Annotated in this window: 17 protein-coding genes; 5 read left to right on the top strand and 12 right to left on the bottom strand. The window is 69.4% G+C overall.

The features are described 5' to 3' along the window. Nucleotides 1-193: 193 nt before the first annotated feature. Together DSC45_RS33165 and DSC45_RS33160 are read right to left on the bottom strand one after the other, a co-directional pair. Entirely contained in the window at nt 194-970 is a 777-nt protein-coding gene (locus DSC45_RS33165; RefSeq protein WP_119295735.1) for an isocitrate lyase/PEP mutase family protein, read from the bottom strand. Between the two features lie 306 nt (nt 971-1276). After that, nucleotides 1277-1708, bottom strand: coding sequence for a MerR family transcriptional regulator (locus tag DSC45_RS33160; protein ID WP_162929415.1), 432 nt, complete (start codon nt 1706-1708; stop codon nt 1277-1279). Between the two features lie 59 nt (nt 1709-1767). Between DSC45_RS33160 and DSC45_RS33155 the strand changes: the two genes are divergently transcribed. Both DSC45_RS33155 and DSC45_RS33150 read left to right on the top strand, forming a co-directional pair. Continuing rightward, entirely contained in the window at nt 1768-2739 is a 972-nt protein-coding gene (locus tag DSC45_RS33155; protein ID WP_119295734.1) for an SDR family NAD(P)-dependent oxidoreductase, read from the top strand. 242 nt (nt 2740-2981) lie between these two features. Then, nucleotides 2982-5171 (top strand): polysaccharide lyase family 8 super-sandwich domain-containing protein, encoded by a 2190-nt coding sequence (locus DSC45_RS33150; RefSeq protein ID WP_119295733.1) that lies wholly within the window; start codon nt 2982-2984, stop codon nt 5169-5171. An 85-nt stretch (nt 5172-5256) separates the two neighbouring features. On the opposite strand, the gene DSC45_RS33145 is transcribed toward DSC45_RS33150, so the two are convergent. Genes DSC45_RS33145 through DSC45_RS33130 form a run of 4 tightly spaced genes read right to left on the bottom strand, consistent with a single transcriptional unit; the run spans nt 5257 to nt 9449 of the window. Next, complete coding sequence (locus tag DSC45_RS33145) at nt 5257-6336, bottom strand: glycoside hydrolase family 130 protein (RefSeq protein ID WP_119295732.1); 1080 nt, start codon at nt 6334-6336, stop codon at nt 5257-5259. A gap of 2 nt (nt 6337-6338) precedes the next feature. Next, nucleotides 6339-7172: a carbohydrate ABC transporter permease gene (locus DSC45_RS33140; RefSeq protein WP_119295731.1), complete on the bottom strand. Its 834-nt coding sequence runs from the start codon at nt 7170-7172 to the stop codon at nt 6339-6341. Between the two features lies 1 nt (nt 7173). Then, nucleotides 7174-8181: a carbohydrate ABC transporter permease gene (locus DSC45_RS33135; RefSeq protein WP_119295730.1), complete on the bottom strand. Its 1008-nt coding sequence runs from the start codon at nt 8179-8181 to the stop codon at nt 7174-7176. An 11-nt stretch (nt 8182-8192) separates the two neighbouring features. Continuing rightward, nucleotides 8193-9449, bottom strand: a complete 1257-nt coding sequence (locus tag DSC45_RS33130; RefSeq protein WP_240434986.1) for an ABC transporter substrate-binding protein — start codon at nt 9447-9449, stop codon at nt 8193-8195. 275 nt (nt 9450-9724) lie between these two features. Between DSC45_RS33130 and DSC45_RS33125 the strand changes: the two genes are divergently transcribed. Together DSC45_RS33125 and DSC45_RS33120 are read left to right on the top strand one after the other, a co-directional pair. Next, nucleotides 9725-10825 carry a LacI family DNA-binding transcriptional regulator gene (locus tag DSC45_RS33125; RefSeq protein ID WP_119295728.1) on the top strand — a complete coding sequence of 367 codons (1101 nt, stop codon included), beginning with the start codon at nt 9725-9727 and terminating at the stop codon, nt 10823-10825. Nucleotides 10826-10976: 151 nt separating this feature from the next. Then, entirely contained in the window at nt 10977-11729 is a 753-nt protein-coding gene (locus DSC45_RS33120) for a chitinase (RefSeq protein ID WP_119295727.1), read from the top strand. Between the two features lie 78 nt (nt 11730-11807). On the opposite strand, the gene DSC45_RS33115 is transcribed toward DSC45_RS33120, so the two are convergent. The 3 genes from DSC45_RS33115 to DSC45_RS33105 are packed head-to-tail and all read right to left on the bottom strand — an operon-like array spanning nt 11808 to nt 14574. After that, complete coding sequence (locus DSC45_RS33115) at nt 11808-12842, bottom strand: hypothetical protein (protein ID WP_205571485.1); 1035 nt, start codon at nt 12840-12842, stop codon at nt 11808-11810. A gap of 23 nt (nt 12843-12865) precedes the next feature. Then, nucleotides 12866-13318: a VOC family protein gene (locus DSC45_RS33110; RefSeq protein WP_119295726.1), complete on the bottom strand. Its 453-nt coding sequence runs from the start codon at nt 13316-13318 to the stop codon at nt 12866-12868. An 11-nt stretch (nt 13319-13329) separates the two neighbouring features. Next, nucleotides 13330-14574 (bottom strand): FAD-dependent monooxygenase, encoded by a 1245-nt coding sequence (locus tag DSC45_RS33105; RefSeq protein WP_119295725.1) that lies wholly within the window; start codon nt 14572-14574, stop codon nt 13330-13332. Between the two features lie 183 nt (nt 14575-14757). Here DSC45_RS33105 and DSC45_RS33100 point away from each other — a divergent pair, with 183 nt between their 5' ends. Continuing rightward, entirely contained in the window at nt 14758-15714 is a 957-nt protein-coding gene (locus tag DSC45_RS33100) for a GntR family transcriptional regulator (RefSeq protein ID WP_205571484.1), read from the top strand. A gap of 50 nt (nt 15715-15764) precedes the next feature. Here DSC45_RS33100 and pflA read toward each other — a convergent pair whose 3' ends face one another. The 3 genes from pflA to DSC45_RS33085 form a co-directional block, all read right to left on the bottom strand. Then, nucleotides 15765-16547, bottom strand: coding sequence for a pyruvate formate-lyase-activating protein (gene pflA, locus DSC45_RS33095; protein WP_119295723.1), 783 nt, complete (start codon nt 16545-16547; stop codon nt 15765-15767). Then, the gene (gene pflB / locus DSC45_RS33090) at nt 16547-18817 is read right to left on the bottom strand and encodes a formate C-acetyltransferase (RefSeq protein ID WP_119295722.1); all 2271 of its coding nucleotides are present in this window, start codon (nt 18815-18817) and stop codon (nt 16547-16549) included. Before pflB ends, pflA begins: the two co-directional genes overlap by 1 nt. A 330-nt stretch (nt 18818-19147) precedes the next feature. Further along, entirely contained in the window at nt 19148-19489 is a 342-nt protein-coding gene (locus DSC45_RS33085; RefSeq protein ID WP_162929414.1) for a DUF4333 domain-containing protein, read from the bottom strand. Between the last annotated feature and the right edge of the window lie 28 nt (nt 19490-19517).

The raw sequence follows: 19517 nt of genomic DNA, 5'->3' as shown, positions 1-19517 counted from the left end.
ACGGGGGTTCGAGCGGACGCCGCACGGCCGCCGTGCGGAATACGTCATCGCGGCCAAGGGGCGCTTCCGCGGGCCCCCTTGGCCGCCGCCCGGCCGATGCACGAGGTGGGTGGCCCTGTCGGTGGGCCCCCAGCTTCAACTGCAGCCGCCCCGACGCCCGTCGGGAAGGGAGTCTCGTACTTCCGGGGTCCGGCTAGCCGAGTTTCCGGCCCGGCGCCCACGGCCCGAGCATGTCCTTCATCGCGTCCGTCAACGCGAGTTGCAGCAGCGGGCCGTAGGTGATCCGGCCGACACCGAGGCGACGGAAACGCTCGAGATCGTGCTTGACGGGGTGGGCAGTGCTGTTCACGGGGACGGAGACGGCGTCGGTCACCGCGGTGAGCAGGTCGTCGTTGTCCTGGATGCGTACCGGGTAGACGCTGTCGGCGCCGGCCTGTCCCAGGGCCCGCAGCCGCTCGATCGCCTCGTCCAGGACGGCGGTGGCGTCCTCCGCGTGAGCGAAGAGGTCGGTGCGGCCGTTGACCCAGACCGGGATCCCCGCGTCGTCGGCAGCGGCACGCAGAGCGGCGACGTAGTCGGCGTGCTCTCGCGTGCTGCGCACGCGTCCGCCCTCCGAGTGGACGGTGTCCTCGATGTTGAGGCCGACGCCGCCGACTTCGGTGAGTCCGGTGATGAGGTCGGCGGGCTGCTGTCCGTACCCGGCCTCCAGGTCCACGGACACGGGGACGTCGACCGCCTCCACGATCGGCCTGACGGCGCCGAGTACCTCCTCGAAGGTCTGTCCCTCCTGGTCGTCGGCCCCGCGGGAGTCGGCGAGCGGATGGCTGCCGACCGTCAGCGCGGGGAATCCGGCGCCGGCCGCCGTCCGTGCGGACCAGACGTCCCAGACGGTCGGCAGTACGAGCGGCTTGTGGTCGGCGTGCAGCTGCTTGAGGCGTTGAGCGCGCTCAACGGTGGTGCGAAGGTCCATGGCGAGGACGCTACTCCCGCAACGCCGCGAAAGCGTGCCGACGGGGCACCCCGCCCCATCACCTCCGGCCGTGACCGCCGATCGACGTCCGGCGGTCGCGTCCCGGACGATCGCGGATCATGCGCCCCGCCGGTCCGCGCCTCCAGTCGCTGCTCGTCCGGCGTCTGCCTGCCGCCCTCGCCCGGCAGGCCGTCGACCACGATCCGCGCCATCTTCCGCTCCTCGTACGGGAGTTGAGTGATGCCGGCGAAATCGTCCGGTGGCTGACCACCAACCGGCGCGCGCACCATGGCGTGCCCGAGTGCCTCAGGCTGTCGGGTCCCACAGCCCGTCGGCCTCGCCGCGCGCGAGGTGCTCGGTGTAGACGCCGACCTTCCAGGTGATGACCGACCGGCACTCCTCCAGCGCCTGGATCTGGGCGTCCACGCGGCGGCGGTGGGCGTCGAGCAGTGCCAGGCGTTCCGCCTCGTTGCCCGGTCCGTTGCGCACCAGTTCGGCGAAGTGCTCGAGGTCGGCCAGCGGCATTCCGGATTCCCGGAGCTTGACGCAGATCAGGAGCCATTCGACGTCGACGGATGTGTAGCGGCGCCGTCCGCCCGAGGTGCGCCGGACCGGACCGACGAGCAGGCCCTCGCGCTCGTAGAAACGCAGGGCGTGCACGCTCAGTCCGGTCCGTGCGGCCACTTCGCCGATGCTCAGTTCCTGTGCTCCGGCATCGGTGTTCGTCGTGTCGCTCACTCCCGGGCTCACCTTCCGCACTTGATCTAGACCTTGCTCTAGATCGTAGCGTCGGCGGCATGACCCTCTCTGATCAGCAGCCGCTCGCCTCGCTCTTCTCCGCCTCCACCACCACCGAGGAGGTCATGGCCGGCCTCGACCTCTCCGGGAGCACCGCCGTGGTGACCGGGGGCTACTCCGGGCTCGGTCTGGAAACCACCCGGGCGCTGACCGCCGCCGGAGCCCGGGTCGTCGTGCCTGCCCGCCGTCCCGATGTTGCCCGCGCCGCGCTGCGGGAGGTGAGCAGCTGCGAGGTCGTACCCATGGACCTGGCCGACATCGACGGCGTGCGATCGGCATCAGCGCAGATCCGCGCACGTCTCGGCCGACTCGACCTCCTGATGGCTGTCGCCGGAGTCATGGCCACCCCGGAACGGCGCGTCGGGCCGGGCTGGGAGGGGCAGTTGGCCGCCAACCACTTCGGGCACTTCGCCCTCGCCTGCGAGCTCTACCCACTCCTGGCCGCCGCGGACGGCGCCCGCGTCGTCGTGAACAGCTCGGCCGGCCACACCCTGACCGGAATCCGCTGGCACGATCCGCACTTCCGTGCCGGCTACGACAAGTGGCTGGCTTACGGGCAGGCCAAGACCGCCAACGCCCTGTTCGCCGTGCACCTCGACGCCGTAGGGAGGAGTGACGGTGTCCGGGCGTTCGCCCTCCATCCCGGCAAGATTCTCACCGGGCTGCAGCGGGAGATGACGCTGCAGGCGCAGATCGACCGCGGTTGGGTGGACGAGTACGGAAAGGTCGTCGACGACGGTTTCAAGTCACCTTCCCAAGGGGCTGCCACCGGACTGTGGGCCGCCACCTCACCGCTCCTCGACGGCCGAGGGGGCCTCTACCTGGAGGACTGCGACGTCGCGCACGTATCCGCCCCCGGTACCCCGATGGACGACGGCGGAGTCCGCGCCTACGCCGTCGATCCCGACGAGGCCGCCCGGCTGTGGACCGTGTCGCTCGCCGCCACCGGCTGCACGCCGATCGGCGGCTGAACCGGCGCAGGTTCCGTCCGCCGGCAAGTCGCCGTGCATCAGGCCGGGTTCCGCCGTGTCACGACTGTTGACGCGGTGAGGCGGGAGCCGGTAACTGTTTGTGGGACATATTCAAACCGGTTTAGTTTCGATGTGTGCCACCCCGGAGTCGTGACGGAATCCGCGCTCGGGAGGACTCGTCGACCGATACCTGTGCGCCGTCCGGCACCGTTGTCAGGACCCGGAGGCGTCTGAGGAGTTCCATGTCTGACAACGGAGCCGCGTTCCTGCCCGGCCGACGCCGTGTGCTGCTCGGTGGTCTCGGACTCGCCGCGGGCGCGGCGAGTCTGACGCTGACGGTGCCGTCGCTCGCACGGGCCGCAGAGGCCGGTGGGAGCCGAGCGGCCGCGGACGACATCCAGATCATCATCGAGCGCGTTCAGCAGCGCTTCCTGGCGCAGGGCGACGAGGTGAGGCTCGCCAACGGCATCTTCCTCGCCCGTACGTCCGAGGCCCTCACCTACGCCGAGTCGCTGCGCCCCGACGGCTCGTGGCCGAACGTGGACTACGCCGACACCACGAGTTCCGCGAACGGCAAGGTCTGGTCGCCGTACCACGCGCTGTACCGCATGATCGCGATGGCTCACGCCTACCGTGACCCGGATGCCGCCGGCTACGGGAAGCCGGAGCTGATCGAGGCGCTGAACAGCTCCCTCCTGCACTGGGACAAGGTCGAACCGACCTGCGAGAACTGGTGGGAGACCGAGATCGGCAAGTCCATGGCCATGGGCCGGGTGTCGGTCTTCGTCGGCGACGAACTCAGCCCCGAGGCACGGGAGGTGGCCTACGCCCACAACACCGGCCGCCGCGACCCGGTCGGCGCGAACGGCTCCTGGCGAACGGAGAACTATCTCTACGAGGCGGTCGCCAAGCACGCGGCCGCCGACATCCACCAGGGCTACGTCACCATGTCGGAGACGGTGGCGGTGGACAGCAGCGGTGGGATCAACGAGGCCGTGCAGGTCGACTCCAGCTTCTGGGCCCACGGCGCGCAGCTCTACAGCGAGGGCTACGGCATGGTCCTCTTCACCATCGTCGCGGCCTGGGCCGACGTCGCGCGTGGGACGAGCTTCGACTTCTCGTCCGAGGACATCGACGCGATCGCCTTCTACATCCTCGACGGCACGCGGTGGTTGATCCGGGGCGAGATCGGGATGATGTATCTCGGGTACCGGCCTCCCAACACCATTGACGGCATCACGAGTTACGCGGCCGACTTCCTCGAACCGCTGGACCGGATGGCGCGCGCAGATCAGGCCAGGTCCGCCGAGTACGCACAGCTCGCCGACAACATCCGCGGAAAGACCCGAGGCAGCGGAGTCACCGGGCACAAGTACTTCTGGCGCTCGGAGTTCTCCTCGCACCAGCGCGAGAAGTACGGCATCTTCACCAGGATCAACTCCCCGCGTATGAAGGGCAGCGAGTACCGCTCCACCTTCCGGCCGGAGGTCGGCAACGAGATCGCCTGGAACGCGTCGGGAGCCACCTCGATCCAGGTCACCAACCGCGAGTACGGCGACCTGGCGCCCGCCTTCGACTGGTCCCACTACCCGGGCGTGACCGCGCCGGATGCCAAGGTCACCCAGCAGTCGAGCCCGGACAACGCGGGCAGCTTCACCGGCGGTGTCTCCGACGGGCGATACGGCGCCGACGTCTTCAGCCTCGACCGGTACGCGACCACGGGGCGCAAGAGCTACTTCTACTTCGACGACGAGATGGTCGCACTCGGCGCCGGCATCACATCCACCTCGGAACACGCCGTCCACACGACGGTCAACCAGGGAGCGGCCCGGTCCAACGCCTCCGTCGGCGGCAAGGCCGTGCGCCCCGGAACCGATTCCGCCGCCACCGGCGCCTCATGGGCGTACAACGACGAGATCGGCTACGTCTTCCCGCAGGGCGGACCCCTGAAGGTCTCGAACAAGGCGCAGAGCGGGAGTTGGATCGACCGCGATCCGGTCGAGCGGAACGCCTTCACCTTGTTCTTCGACCACGGCACCGCCCCGGACCGTGCGGAGTACGCGTACATCGTGCTGCCCGGAGCGACGCCCGCCAAGGTCCGGTTCTACGCGTCTCGGCCGGCCGTCAGGATCCTGCGCAACGACGAACAGGCCCAGGCCGTCCACCACCCGAGGCGCCGGCTGACGATGGTGACCTGCTACGAGGCGGCCACCGTCGACCTGGGAGCGGGCCGCACACTGGAGGTCGACCAGCCCGCCCTCGTCATGCTCGACGAGTCCGGCCGCGCGCCTGTGGTGAGCGTGGCCAACCCCGACGAGGCCGGCCTCACGGTCTCGGTCGCCCTCACCTCCCGCGGGCGCACCCGCCGGGCCGACTTCGGGCTCGGCACCGGTGCGGACCTCGGCAGGACGGTGACGCAACCCCTCACGTGACGTCGGGGGAGTGCGAAACGGCGTGCTGCCGGCGGGAGTTCCGCCGGCAGCACGCCGTTGTCGTCACCGAGGGAGCGGTGCGCGGTCAGTCCGCCGTCCGCTCCAGGGCAGCCACCCCGATCGAGCTGTCCGCCATGCCGTAGAACACGTAGACGGTCCCCTCGATGCGCTCGACCGCCGTGGGGAAGACGACGTTGCCCAGCGTGCCGACCGTCTCCTCGTGGGTCTCCGGGGAGAGCCACGGCTCCGGCGAGCGCGCCAGTACGCGCGCCGGATCGTCCGAGTCGAGCAGCATGCCGCCGGCCCGGTAGACGGCGCCGTGGCTGAGCTCGAACCCCTTGGCGACCGGGCCGGTGACCCCGTGGTGGATCAGCAGCCAGCCCTCCGGTACGCGCAGCGGCGGCGGCCCCGCACCGATCTTCGCGGCCTCGAACGGCATCTCGGGGCCGGCGACCGGAGCGGAGTGCCGCATCGAGGTGAGCGCCGAGAGATCCCGGGACACCGCCTCGGCGTCGGCGTAGGCGATCCAGATCGACGGCCGGCCGTCCGCGATCCGGGCCGGTGCGGGAGCGCCCTCGCCCGGGCGGAGCCAGTCCAGATCCCACATCGGCCGGTGCAGCATCGCGAAGCTGGGCCGGCCGTCGGGGCCCGGCACGATCTCCGGGAAGAACACCAGGTCCTTGTTGGGGAAGAAGTTCAAGTCCGTTGCCAGATCCGGCTGGTACGTGAAGTTCAGCGGGCCCAGTCGGCGCCAGGCGACCGTGTCCGTGGACACGGCGAGAGCGGGTCGGGGGCCGAGCGGCCCGTAGGCGACGTACGTCATGACGTGCACGCCGAGGTCCGGCAGGAACGTGATGCGGGGGTCCTCGACGCCGGCGTTCCCCGCGCCCCGTTCGAAGCCCTCGTCCGGCGACAGCACCACGCCCCGGCGCTCGACGCCGACCGGTACGCCGTTCTCGATCACCACACGGGCGCGCCCGATGCGCGAGACGTTGCCGGCCGCGACCATGCGGGGAAAGAGGTAGAGCTCGCCGTCGGGTCCCCAGGCGGTGCCCGGATTGAGTACGCCCTCGGCCTCGAGCGGGTCGCCGGGGTCGGGACTCATGATCACGCCGACCCGGTTCAGGGCATACGGGAGCGCGGTATCGGTGTTGAGCGGGGTCATACCTAGCCTTTGATCGCGGAGCCGAGGTTGGCCGAAGTGAAGTGGCGCTGGAAGAGCAGGAAGAGGACGACGGCCGGCACCGCCAGCACGCAGGCGCCGGCGAGTACCGCGCCCATGGGGTTGGCCTCGAAGGTGGAGTTGGCCTGCGAGAAGTTCGCCAGGCTCACCGCGAGCGGCTGCATCCCCTGGTCCTTGGTCACCAGGAACGGCCACAGGAACTCGTTCCACGGACCGATGAAGGTCACCAGCATCGCCGTGAGGATCGCGGGGCGTACCAGGGGCACGGCCACCGAGCGCAGGATGCGCAGTTCGCTCGCTCCGTCCATGCGCGCCGCGTCGAAGATCTCGCGCGGGATCTGCAGGAAGTACTGGCGGAAGATGAGCACGGCCACGGAGTTGATGGCGAACGGCAGGATCATTCCGGCGTAGCTGTCGGCGAGGCCGAAGTACCGCACCACCATCACGTACAGCGGGATCATCAGGAGCTGGAACGGGATGGCCTGGACGAGCAGGACCAGCGCGAACACCGTGGCGCGGCCGCGGAAGCGCAGGATCGCCAGGGCGTAGCCGGCCAGCAGGCCGAGCACCAGGGTGCAGGCCATCACACCGGCGGTCATGATCAGTGAGTTGGTGAGCGCTCCGAGCAGGCTGAACGAGTCGTCGATGCCGGTGAGGTTGTCGAGCGTCAGGTTGCTCGGGACCGGGAGCAGACCGCCCAGGGTGGTGTCACGCTTCTTCTGCAGGGCGCCGATGACCATGTAGTAGAACGGCAGGAGTGCGGCGACGGCACCGAGTCCGAGCGCGGCGTAGCGCAGGATGCGCAGGGTGCGGGCCATGTCAGTCCCTTTCCGTGATGCGCCGGGCGATGGTCGCGATGATGAGCACGCCGGTCACGAGGATCAGACCGATGGCAGCCGCGGCATCCGGCTCGCCCTGCTCGATGCCCCGCTGGTAGACCAGCAGCGCGGGCGTGACGGATGCGCCGCTCGGGCCGCCGCCGGTCAGCAGGAACGGCTCGGTGAAGACCTGTCCGGCCGTGATGATGGACAGCAGCACGACCAGCGAGGTGACGGGCCGGACGGCCGGCAGCGTGACGGCACGGAATGCCTGCAGCGGGCCCGCGCCGTCGGTCAGCGCCGCCTCGTGCAGTTCCTTGGGAACGTTCTGCAGCGCGGCGAGGTACAGCAGGATGTAGAAACCGAGCTGCTTCCAGGTGACGTACACGGCGATGAGCGGCATCACCAGGTGCTTGTTGGCCAGCCAGGACGGGTCGGGTGCCCAGGATCCGAGGACGTTGTTGACGGCGCCGGAGCCGTTGAACAGGAACAGCCAGACCGCGAGTGTGGCGACCGAGGCCGTCACGTACGGCACGTAGTACGCCATCCGGAAGAAGCCTCGCCAGCGGGTCGCGGCATTGAGCGCCGACGCGAGGGCGAGGGCGAGGACCACGGTCAGCGGGATGTTGATCGCCATGAACAACCCGAGGTTGCCGAAGGCGCGTCGGGTGTCCGCCTCGCCGAGGACCTCGGTGAAATTGTCGAAGCCGACGAACGGGTGCGGAACGGCGACCCCGGGCGCGGTGAAGAAGTAGTCGTGGAACGCCATCCAGACGCCGACCCCGAACGGGATGACGAACACGACCAGCACGTAGACGGTGTACGGCGCGGTGAGGGCGATACCGAGCGGACTCCTGCCGAGGCGCCCCCTCTTACGTGCGGCGCGGGGGTGCCGCGCCGCAGATCCGGAGTCCGGTGGCGTCTTCCCTGCCGCGGGTCCGGGCCGCTCGCCGCGGCCCGGACCGGCGTCGGACCGAGCCACGGCGTGACTGTCGCGGAGTGATGTCATCGTGTGCTCCGTCAGCCCGCGGCCTGGTCGTCGATCTCCTGCGCCACCTTGCCGAAGGTCGCCTTCACGTTGCCCTTCCCGGGCAGCACGACGTCGTCCCAGCCAGTGCGGAAGGTCTTCCACACGTCGGTGGAGCCGGGGATGTTCGGCACGTCGACCGAGCGCGGTACGGCGTCGGCGAAGGGCTGGTAGAAGGGGTTGTCCTTCAGGAAGTCGCCCGAGGCGGCGGTCACATCACCGCGGGTCGGGAACTGGCCGGTCTTCTCGAGCAGTGCGCTGTCGTTCTTCGCGCTCATCGAGAACTTGGTGAACTTCCACGCGGTCTGCTTGTTCTTGCACGAGGTGAAGAGCCCGACATTCTTGGAGTCGGCGAACGTCGACGTCTTGCCGGCGGGCGTGCCCGAGGCGGTGGGCAGCGGAACCACGCCGTACTTCACCTTGTCGTCGAACTGCCCCTTGCCCCAGGGCCCCGCGATACCCATGGCCGCTACTCCGTCGGCGAACGGTCCCGCCCACATGTCGCCGCTGTACGCCTCCGGGGACGAGTAGCCCTTGGCGTACATCTGCTGCCAGAAGCCGAGGGTCTGCTGCCCGGCCTTCGAGGTGAAGGTGGCCTTCTCGTCCTTCACCAGTTGGGTGCCACCGGAGTTGGCGAGGTAGAGCGGATAGAAGTCGAACAGCGAGTTGGTGGAGTCGCTGGTGGCCGGCGGGTACAGGGCGAATTTCGCCGCCTTGCTGCTCTTGATGGCCTTCGCCGCGGCCAGCACGTCGTCGTACGTGCTCAGTTTCGGGTTCTCGGCGTCGAGGCCGGCCTTCTTGAAGACGTCCTTGTTGTAATAGAGCATGAACGGGTTTGTTTTCCACGGCACTTGATACAGCGAACCGTCCGGAGAGCGGAATCCGTCCGCGGCGGCGCCGGAGCGCTTCTCGACGAATGATTCGGCGTCCCCGAAGGTCTCGGAGAGATTCACCAGGCCGCCCTGCTTCTGGAACGCGGAGACCGCGGCCGGTGCGGTGTTGTAGACGAGGCACGGGGTGTTCCCGGCGGTGATCGCGGCACCGATGACGTCCTCGGTGGACTTGCCCGACGGCACCGCCTTGGCGTTGACCTTCTCCTTGGGGTGGGCGGCGTTCCAGGCGGCCACTGTGGACTTGGCCCAGGCCTGCTCCTGCTTGTTCGTCGAGTACCAGATGTCGATCGGTCCCGCCGTCGGCTTGCCGCCGCCGGTATCGCTCGAACCGCAGGCCGACAATGGCAGGGCAACCACCGCGGCGGTTGCCAGCACCGTAACGCGCGGATGACGCCTCATAGCGCCCAACTCCCTTCCATGCGGATGGCTGTGGGCCCGGAGCAACTCCCCTCCCGTTGCCGCAGGCCTGCACCCGGCAGAATGATCGTCGCGGGGTGACGAGCTCATCAAACCGGTTTAGAATATGAGGGTCAAGAGAACGCAAGACACGTTTCGGTAATCGGGGTGACACGCCTGAGCCACACTGGTGGGCGTGCGAGCGGCGCCGTGAACCGGCGGGAAGGCGAGGCGGTATGGGGCAGGGACCGGGTCAGGCGAGCGGGCCGGTGAGCGGCTCCCGCGCGAAGGGGGCACTCCCGCCTCGCCGTCGGGGCAGCGGCCGGCCCACCATCGGTGATGTGGCCGCGCTCGCCCAGGTCTCCAAGGCGACCGTGTCGTTCGTCGTCAACGACCGTCCCGGGGTCAGCCCACAGGCCCGCCGGCGCGTCCGGGAGGCCATGGAGAACCTGGGATGGCAGCCCAATGCCGGAGCCCGGGCCCTGTCCAACAAGCGGGCCCAGACCCTCGGCCTGGTGATGCGCCGGCAGCCGGAGCTCCTGAGCACCGACCCGTTCTTCCCGCAGTTCGTCGCCGGCATCGAGACCGGCCTCGCCCCGCTCGGATACGCACTCGTCCTGCAGGTCGTCCCCGACGAGGACACCGAGCGGCAGGCGTACGAACGCCTCGCCCGCGACGGGCGGGTCGACGGAGTCTTCCTGACCGACCTGCGCGTCGACGATCCACGGCCCGATCTGGTCACGGAACTGGACATCGGTGCGCTGATCGTCGGCCCGCCGCAGCCCGGCAGCGAGGTTCCCGCCATCGGGGTGGACGACGGCAGCGGGATCCGCCGAGCGGTCAGCCATCTGCGCTCGCTCGGCCACCGGCGGATCGGGCACGTCTGCGGCGCCGAGGGCTACGTGCACACCGAGGCCCGTCGGGACGCCTGGCGCGGCGCGCTGGCGGAAGCCGGACTGCCCGAGATCCCGCCCGTCGAGGCGGACTTCACCGGTGCGTCCGGTGCCCGTGCCACCCACCAGCTCCTCGACCTGGACCAGCCGCCGACCGCCATCGTGTACGCCAACGACCTGATGGCCATCGCCGGGGTCACCGCCGCGACCAGCCGCGGACTGCGGGTCCCCGAGGACCTGTCGGTGGTGGGCTTCGACGACATCCCGCTGGCCGACTGCATCGCGCCGCCGCTGACCACGGTGCGCCAGGACGTGCTGGCCTGGGGTCGTGTCGCCGCGCAGGCCCTGGTGTCGCTCACCGAGGGGCGGGAGTTCGAGCGCGTCGAGCTGCCGCCGGTCGAGTTCGTGGTCCGTGCCAGTACGGCGCCGCCGCGAGCGTCCTAGCCTGCGGATTCCCCTCTCACGGTGCGGGTGCGCGGCTCAACTCCGTGGCTGCGTCCCGCACTTCGCTGTGCATCAACTTCGGTCCGTACCTTGACCTGGTCCAGACCAATGGGGTTGTCTGTGGGCACCCCCACGAGTGAGGAGTACGCGCATGGTTCGCATGTCGAGGAAGCGTCTGGCGGCTCTGCTGACCGCCATGGTGGCGGCCTGTGCATTGCTGATTGTCATGCCCATGACCTCGCAGGCGACGGTCGACGGCGACGCGAAAGCGAAGGCGAAGGCCGCCGAATTCGTAGTCAGCGAAGCCCAGTTCAACGAGATGTTCCCGAACCGGAACTCCTTCTACACCTACAGCGGACTCACCGAGGCGCTCAGCGCCTACCCGGAGTTCGCCAACACCGGCGACGACACCGTGAAGAAGCGCGAGGCCGCCGCCTTCCTCGCCAACGTCAGCCATGAGACCGGCGGACTGGTCCACATCGTGGAGCAGAACCAGGACAACTACCCCCACTACTGCGACAGTGCGCAGCCCTACGGCTGCCCCGCCGGCCAGGACGCGTACTACGGCCGCGGACCGGTCCAGCTCAGCTGGAACTTCAACTACAAGGCGGCGGGCGACGCCCTCGGCATCGACCTCCTGAACGACCCGTGGCAGGTCGAGAAGGACCCGGCCGTCGCGTGGAAGACCGGCCTTTGGTACTGGAACACCCAGACCGGACCCGGCACCATGACCCCGCACGACGCCATGGTCAACGGCGCCGGCTTCGGCGAGACGATCCGCGCGATCAACGGATCGATCGAGTGCGACGGCGGCAACCCGGGCCAGGTGCAGAGCCGGATCGACAGTTACCAGAGCTTCGTCGCGCTGCTCGGCACGACCCCGGGCGACAACCTCAGCTGCTGAGGCCGCCCTCCGACCCCCACCCGCGAGCCCCGGACCGGCCTGCACGGCGGTCCGGGGCTCGGCGGCTGGGCCGCGCGGTCACCCGCGCCGGCGGATCCGCCGGCCAAGTTCCCGCAGCAGGACGACCTCCAGGCAGACGATGACCAGTCCGACAGCCGCGCTGACGAGTGAGGCGGGCATCATGAACGCGGTGTGGGACACGAGGATGCCGCCGGCCAGCCAGAGGCGATGACTGGTCGACCAGTTGCCCGCACTCCGCCAGCGCAGCACCAGCCAGCCGAACGGGATCGCGGTCATGGCCGCGGCGACGAGCCGGAACTGCGGCGACATGGCATCACCGAACAACAGGTCCTCGCCGAGGCCGAGCGGCAGCAGCGTCGTCAGGAAGGCCATGGTCAGGTACATCGACACGAAGCCCACCGCGCCGGGTCGCGGTGCCCGCCGATCGTGGCGGACCTCCTCCCGCAGGCGAAGTCGCGGCAGTACACGCAGGGCCGTCCAGACCAGCAGGGCGATGCCCACGACGTAGACGACGGTCCATCCCCACGGCGTGCGATAACCGGGGTCCTCGGTGGCCGAGATGACGACGCGCAGACCGAACACGCCGACGAGTGCCAGGACTCCGGTGAGTGCGAGGCCGCCGGTGCGCAGATACGCCTTACCGCGCAGCGCGGGGAAGATCAGGTCGGCGAGCATGACGGGCAGCAGGACACTGAGGACGACGTGGACGCCGATCTGGGATTCCCAGTACGTCCAGTTGGCGCCGAAGGCGCGCAGGCCCCAGTCGGCGGCGCCGTACATGTCCTGACTGGTCAGCGCCTGCAGACCGAGCCCGTCCTCCGCCAGCTGATAGGCCACAGCGAGCACCACCAGGCCGGGCCAACCGGCGCCGACCCGGACCACCGTCTCGCGAACGAGCAGGACGCCGGCGCCGTACATCACCAGGAGCAGGGGCAGGAGCAGCCAGGCGAACGGGACGGCGACAGCGGTGAACGTCAGTTCCGCGCACAAGGTCGTGAGCAGTGCCAGGGTCCACGCGGCGCGCAGCCGGCTGCGTCCGGTTTGCGGGCGGCTCGGTCGGGCGTGACCGGCCGTGGCGGGGCTGGAGTTCATGGGCGGCGCTTTCCGTGCGGAGTTCATCGCTGGTCGTGGGCGTCGACCAAGGCCTGGATCTCGATCCTGGTCATGGCGTGCAGGGCGCTGAGGACGCGTTGAGCGGTCCCGGGATCGGCACTGCGGAGCAGCTCTCGCAGCTGGGAGGGCAGGACCTGCCAGGTGACCCCGAACCGGTCGGTGAGCGAGCCACCCGGCCCTTCTTCGCCGCCGTCGGCGAGACCCGCCCAGAGTGCGTCCAGCTCCTGCTGGGTGGCGCACTCCGCGTACAGGGAGACCGCGGGAGTCAGGGGGTACTGCGCCCCGCCGTTGTAGGCGACGTAGCGCTGTCCGCCCAACGTGAATTCGACGGTGGTGACGCGGCCGTCCGGGTCCCGCTGGACGTCACGGATGCCGGAGTCGGCGAACAGGTTCGTGTAGTGGGCCGCGACCGCTTCGGCCTGGCCGTCGAGCCACAGGAAGGTGCTGACATGCATGGTGGTGCCCCTTACGAATCGATGGTCGGGTGCGGTGCGAGGCCTGCGTAGGCGTCGAGGACGACGGTGTCGGCGATCCTCTCCAGGCCCCGGCCGACGAGGCGTCTGGGCAGGTGCGGCAGGATCCGCACCTGCTGATTCCGCAGCCACATCCGCCTGGGCGAGTCCGGCATCAGACCGCCGTCCCCGGACGTGCGGGCGAACTCCTGTGCGTGGTCGACGAATTCGCGCATCCCCCTCTCGTACGCGCGGTGGGCGACGCGGTGATCGCCGTCGGCCCCGGCCAGTTCGCCGGCCAGCAGATACGCGCCGACCAGGGCGAGGCTGGTGCCGATCCCGGACATGGGGGAAGCGCAGTACGCGGCGTCCCCGAGCAGTGCGGTCCGGCCGGTCGACCAGGACTCGAGGTGCACTTGCTCGACCCGGTCGAAGTAGAAGTCCGAAGCGTCCCGGATCTGCGCCAGGACTCCGGGAACCTCCCACCCGGCGTCCTCGAAACGGCGCGCGACGATGCGCTTCTGCGCGGTGACGTCACGCGGGTCGAAGGTGAGTCCGGGTGCGCGGAAGAAGAACCCGGCGAGCGCCTTGCGGGGGTCGGCCGTCGGACGCAGCGCCGCCGTTCTGCCGGAACGGCCCGGGCCCCCGGGCATGGTGTACATCAACTGCCAGCCGTCCAGCTCGACTTCGGAATCGACGGAGAAGAGCGCGAGGTACGAGCCGAGGTCGCGCAGGTAGCGCTCCTCGGGCCCGAACGTCAGCCGCCGCACCGCCGAATGCACGCCGTCCGCGCCGACGAGCAGGTCGAACCGCCTGGACTCGCCCTTCTCGAAGGCGACGGTGACCCCGTCCTCGTCCTGCCGCACCTCGGTGATCGCATCGCCGAAGACGTACTCGACGTCGCCACGGATCGCGCCGTGCAGGATCCGGGCCAAGTCGGTGCGCAGGAGCGCCCATTCGGCGGCCGGTCCACCCGAAGGGCCGAACACGTCGTTGTCCAGGCGCGCCACCGGCTTGCCGGTCTCGTCGATGAAGGCCATCCCACGGGCGCGGATGCGGGCGTCGAGGACCTGCTCGACGAGACCCATGCGCTCGATCACCTGGCGTGCGGTGCCGCGGACGTCGACCGAGTGGCCACCCGTGCGCGGGGCGGGGGCGCGTTCCACCACCGTCGGCCGGAAACCGTAGCGGCGCAGCCAGTACGCCAGGGTCGCTCCGGCTATGCCGCCTCCTGACACGAGGATGTCCCGATTCTCCATACGTCCGTCCCTTCACGCTCACCGATACGCCGTAGCGCGCATCACGGTGCGTACAACGTACGAACAGCATTGGGCGTGTTAACAGGGATGTTGGAGAGATAGTGGACTAGTGCATCGGCGGTAGTGAACTAGTTCAATGTGCCTGGCATGCTGGAGGCGGGGACCGAGTCAGCGGAGGAGAGCGTGCCGTCAGTGCAGGACACCGAACCGCCCTACCGAGTGATCGCAGCGGAGATCCGCTCGCGGATCGTGAGCGGCGAACTCCGCCCCGGCGACCGGGTGCCGTCCATCCGGGCCATCGCGCAGCGGTGGGGTGTGGCGATCGCGACCGCGACCAAGGTGACGGCCGCGCTACGCGACGAGGGGCTGGTCGAGGCCAAGGTCGGCGCCGGCACGGTGGTCAGCGCGGCAGCCGGCCGGGAACGGGCCTCCTCCGCGCAGCGCGCCACCGCGCCCGGACGCGAACCCGAGCCGCCCGACCAGGAGGGGCTGCGGGTGCGCATCCTGCGGACCGCCGTCGAACTGGCCGACGCGGACGGGCTCCAGGCGCTGACGATGCGCCGGCTCGCGGCCGGGCTCGACCTCGGGCCGATGTCCCTCTACCGGTACGTGACGGGCAAGGAGGAGCTGCTGGTGCAGATGGCCGACCTCGTGTTCGGCGATCTCAGCCTGCCCGAACACGGCCCGCCGGGGTGGCGCCCGAAACTGGAGCTGGTCGCCCGTCAGCAATGGCGGCTGTGCCGACGGCACTTGTGGCTGCCTCGGGTCGTGTCGTTCACCCGACCTGCCCTGGTCCCCAACATGATGGCCCACACCGAATGGACGCTGCGTGCCCTGGACGGACTCGACCTCCCCATCGACGTGCGCCTTCAGGAAACACTCACCCTGCATGCCCTCGTCGTCACCGTCGGACTGTCCAAGGCCGACGAGGCGCAGGCCGAGAGGAACACGGGCATGACCTTGAACCGCTGGTCCGAGACTCAGCGGGCCCGCCGCCGCGAGCTCCTCGCCAGCGGCAGGTTCCCGCTTCTTGCGACTCTGTCGGACGACGCGGCGCCCGACCTGGACGTGTTGTTCGAGTACGCTCTGGCCCGCCACCTCGACGGATTCGCCGGCCTGGTCGGCGGCCACCGCGGCTGAGGGGCAGGGGGGAGCGCCGCCGCCGCGCCCCGCTGTGAGCGGTCGGGCCGTCAGACGGTGTGAAGACCCCGCTGCGTGAAGACGTCCCGTGCGGCGGCCACTTGCTGTGGTGCGGGCGCAGGTGTGTCGCGGAGGACGAAGTCCTTGCCGAGTGCGTCCCACTTGGCCTCGCCGAGCTTGTGGAAGGGCAGGACGTCGACCCGGGAGACGTTGCCGAGCGAGCCGGCGAAGTCGGCCACGCCCTCGATGTTCGCGGGAGCGTCGGTCAGCCCCGGCACGAGCACGAAGCGCACCCAGACCTCCTTGCCGAGTCCGGCGAGCCGGTGGGCGAAGTCGAGGGTCGGCTGCAGCGAGCGGCCGGTGACCCTGCGGTAGGTGTCCCGGTCCCAGGACTTGATGTCGAGCAGTACCAGGTCGACGTCGCGCAGCAGGGCGTCACCCGCGCGGGCGCCGAGGAACCCTGAGGTGTCCAGCGCCGTGTGATAGCCCAACTCGTGCTTGAAACGGTGCAGGAGCTCACCGGCGAAGACCGGCTGGAGCAGCGGCTCACCACCGCTGACGGTGGCTCCGCCGCCCGCGGCCCCGATGAACCGCTCGTACTTGGCGGCCTCGGCGACGATCTCGTCCGCGGCGATCCGGCGCCCGTTGCGCATCCGCATGGTGTCCGGGTTCTGGCAGTACAGGCACTGCAAGGGGCAGCCGGACAGGAACGTCACGAAGCGGCTGCCGGGACCGTCGACGCCGGTGGACAGATCCCAGGAGTGGACGGTGCCCGCGACCGGGCGGCGCGCGACCACCCCGGCCGGGGTGACGGCGTCCAGAGTCGCGGCCATCACAGCGAGCCGTGGAACGTGCGGTTGATGACGTCGAGTTGCTGCTCGCGGCTGAGGCGGACGAAGTTCACCGCGTAACCGGAGACCCGGATGGTGAGCTGCGGGTAGTTCTCCGGGTGTTCCATGGCGTCCTCGAGCATGGCCTTGTCGACGACGTTGACGTTCATGTGGAAGCCGTCACTGGCCATGAATCCGTCGAGCACACCGGCCAGGTTGCCGACGCGTTCAGCGGGGGTGCGGCCCAGCGCCTCCGGGGTGATCGTGTTGGTCAGCGAGATCCCGTCCTCGGCGTCGTCGTAACTCAACTTGGCGACGGAGAGCGCGGAGGCGATGTAGCCGTGCTGGTCGCGGCCGTTCATCGGGTTGGCGCCGGGCGCGAACGGGGTGCCGGCGCGGCGGCCGTCCGGAGTGTTCCCGGTCTTCTGGCCGTAGACGACGTTCGAGGTGATCGTCAGGACGGACTGGGTGTGCACCGCGTCGCGGTACGTCGGGTGCTTGCGGATCTTCGTCATGAAGTCGTGGACGATCCGCTGGGCGATGGCGTCGGCACGGTCGTCGTTGTTGCCGAAGGCCGGGTAGTCGCCGGAGCCCTCGATCTCGTAGTCGACCGCGAGACCGGTCTCGTCCCGTACGACCCTGACCTTCGCGTGCTTGATCGCCGAGAGCGAGTCGGCGGCGACCGACAGGCCCGCGATGCCGCAGGCCATGGTGCGCAGGACGTCCTTGTCGTGCAGGGCCATCTCGATGCGTTCGTAGGCGTACTTGTCGTGCATGTAGTGGATGACGTTGAGCGCGTGCACGTATGTCTTCGCCAGCCAGTCGAGCATCGCGTCGTACCGCGCGGCGACCGTGTCGTAGTCGAGGTACTCGCCGGTGATCGGCTCGAAGCCCTCGACCACGAGCCGGCCCGACTTCTCGTCGCGGCCGCCGTTGATCGCGTACAGGAGGGCCTTGGCGACGTTGACCCGGGCGCCGAAGAACTGCATCTGCTTGCCGACGGACATCGCGGAGACGCAGCAGGCGATGGCGGTGTCGTCGCCGTACTTGGGGCGCATCAGGTCGTCGGACTCGAACTGCAGCGCCGAGGTGTCGATGGCGACCTGGGCGGCGAACTCCTTGAAACCCCGCGGGAGTTGCCGCGACCAGAACACGGTGAGGTTCGGTTCCGGCGCAGGACCCAGGTTGTACAGCGTCTGCAGGGCGCGGAAGGTGGTCCTCGACACCAGCGGCCGGCCGTCCTCGCCGATGCCGGCCATCGACCAGGTGACCCAGGTCGGGTCGCCGGAATACAGGGTGTTGTACTCGGGTGTGCGCAGGAAGCGGACGATGCGGAGCTTGATGACGAAGTCGTCGATGAACTCCTGCGCCTGCTCCTCGGAGATCAGCCCGGCGTCGATGTCGCGCTGCAGGTAGATGTCGAGGAAATTGTCGATGCGGCCGATCGACATGGCCGCGCCGTTCTGCTCGCGCACCGCCGCCAGATAACCGAAGTACAGCCACTGCACGGCCTGACGACCGGTGGTCGCCGGTCCCGAGATGTCGTACCCGTACGAAAGGGCCAGGTTCTTCAGCTCGTTGAGCGCCTTGATCTGCTCGGACGTCTCCTCGCGGTCGCGCAGCACGTGCTCGGTGGGCCACTGTTCGGCGAGTGCGTCCTTGTCGGCCTGCTTGCCGGCTATGAGGCGGTCGACGCCGTAGAGGGCGACGCGGCGGTAGTCGCCGATGATGCGGCCGCGGCCGTACGCGTCGGGCAGGCCGGTGATGATGCCGGAGGAGCGGCAGGCGCGGATCTGCGGGGTGTACGCGTCGAATACGCCCTCGTTGTGGGTCTTGCGCAGGTGGGTGTAGACGTCGCGGACGTCGGGGTCCGCCTCGTATCCGTAGGCGTTCAGGGCGCTCTCGACCATCCGCCAGCCGCCGTTGGGCATGATCGCGCGCTTGAGCGGGGCGTCCGTCTGCAGGCCGACGATCAGGTCGCGGTGGTCCTTCGCATCGCCGTCGACGTAGCCGGGGCCGAAGGCGTCGATACGGGACGGGGTCCTGGTGTCCACGTCGTGGATGCCGCGCTCGATCTCGGCCGGGAACATCGAGAGCAGCCTGTCCCACACGGCGGTGGTGCGCCCGGTCGGACCGGCCAGGAAGGAACCGTCGCCCTCGTAGGGCGTGTAGTTCCGCTGGACGAAGTCGCGGACGTCGATCGCCTCGCGCCAGGAGCCGTCGCGGAAGCCGGCCCAGGCGTCGGTGGTCGGGGCGACGGGAGTGGTGGTCATCGCAGGTCACACATCCTTCTGGGGGGCCTTGGCCGCACTGATTGCCACCGGAGGGGTTCGACGGCGCCGCACTCCGGCCTTCGCGGGCCGGCGGGGCGTACGGGCCGGCGTGAGCGCCGCGGGGCTGCTGGGGGAGTGACTCCGTCGCCGGGGCCATGAGGCCACCTCCGGGCTCGTGAAAACTTTCACAAGCTACGATAGCACTATTCCGGCATATCCGAACCAGTAGGTGGATCAGCCCTTGGATCTACAGGTATGTGCCCATATATGGCCCATATCCGGCCCGTATTCGACCCGCATTCGACCGGTCGAGATGACGCGGGATCTCGCTCAGGAGGTGTGCGTCGTCGTGTCGAGCCGGCCTTGGTCGTCCCGGACCGTGACGGTGACGGTCTTGGGGTTCGAGCCGACCAGGACGGTGCAGTCGAACTTGTTGCCCTCCTCGGCGCCCATCGCCGCCGGGCAGGCCACTCCGTCCCTGGACATGTTCTTGCTGCCTCGCGCCGCGGCCGACGCCTGGCGTTCCACGGCTTCCTGGTCCAACAGCCTTGGCGGGCGGGTCGCTTGGGTGTCCGCGCCGACCACTTTGACGGTCACCGTCACCGCACAGCAGGCGACGACGACGGCGGACAGGGCCATGACGGCACGCGTGAGTTTCCCTTGGTCGGTCACGCGTGGTTCTTATCGGGGGTCTGGGGCG

Origin of the sequence: Streptomyces sp. YIM 130001, from assembly GCF_003574445.1 — a bacterium.
GTDB lineage: Bacteria > Actinomycetota > Actinomycetes > Streptomycetales > Streptomycetaceae > Streptomyces.
The sequence above is the reverse complement of the archived record's forward strand: the minus strand, read 5'-3'. Positions and strand labels throughout refer to the sequence as shown.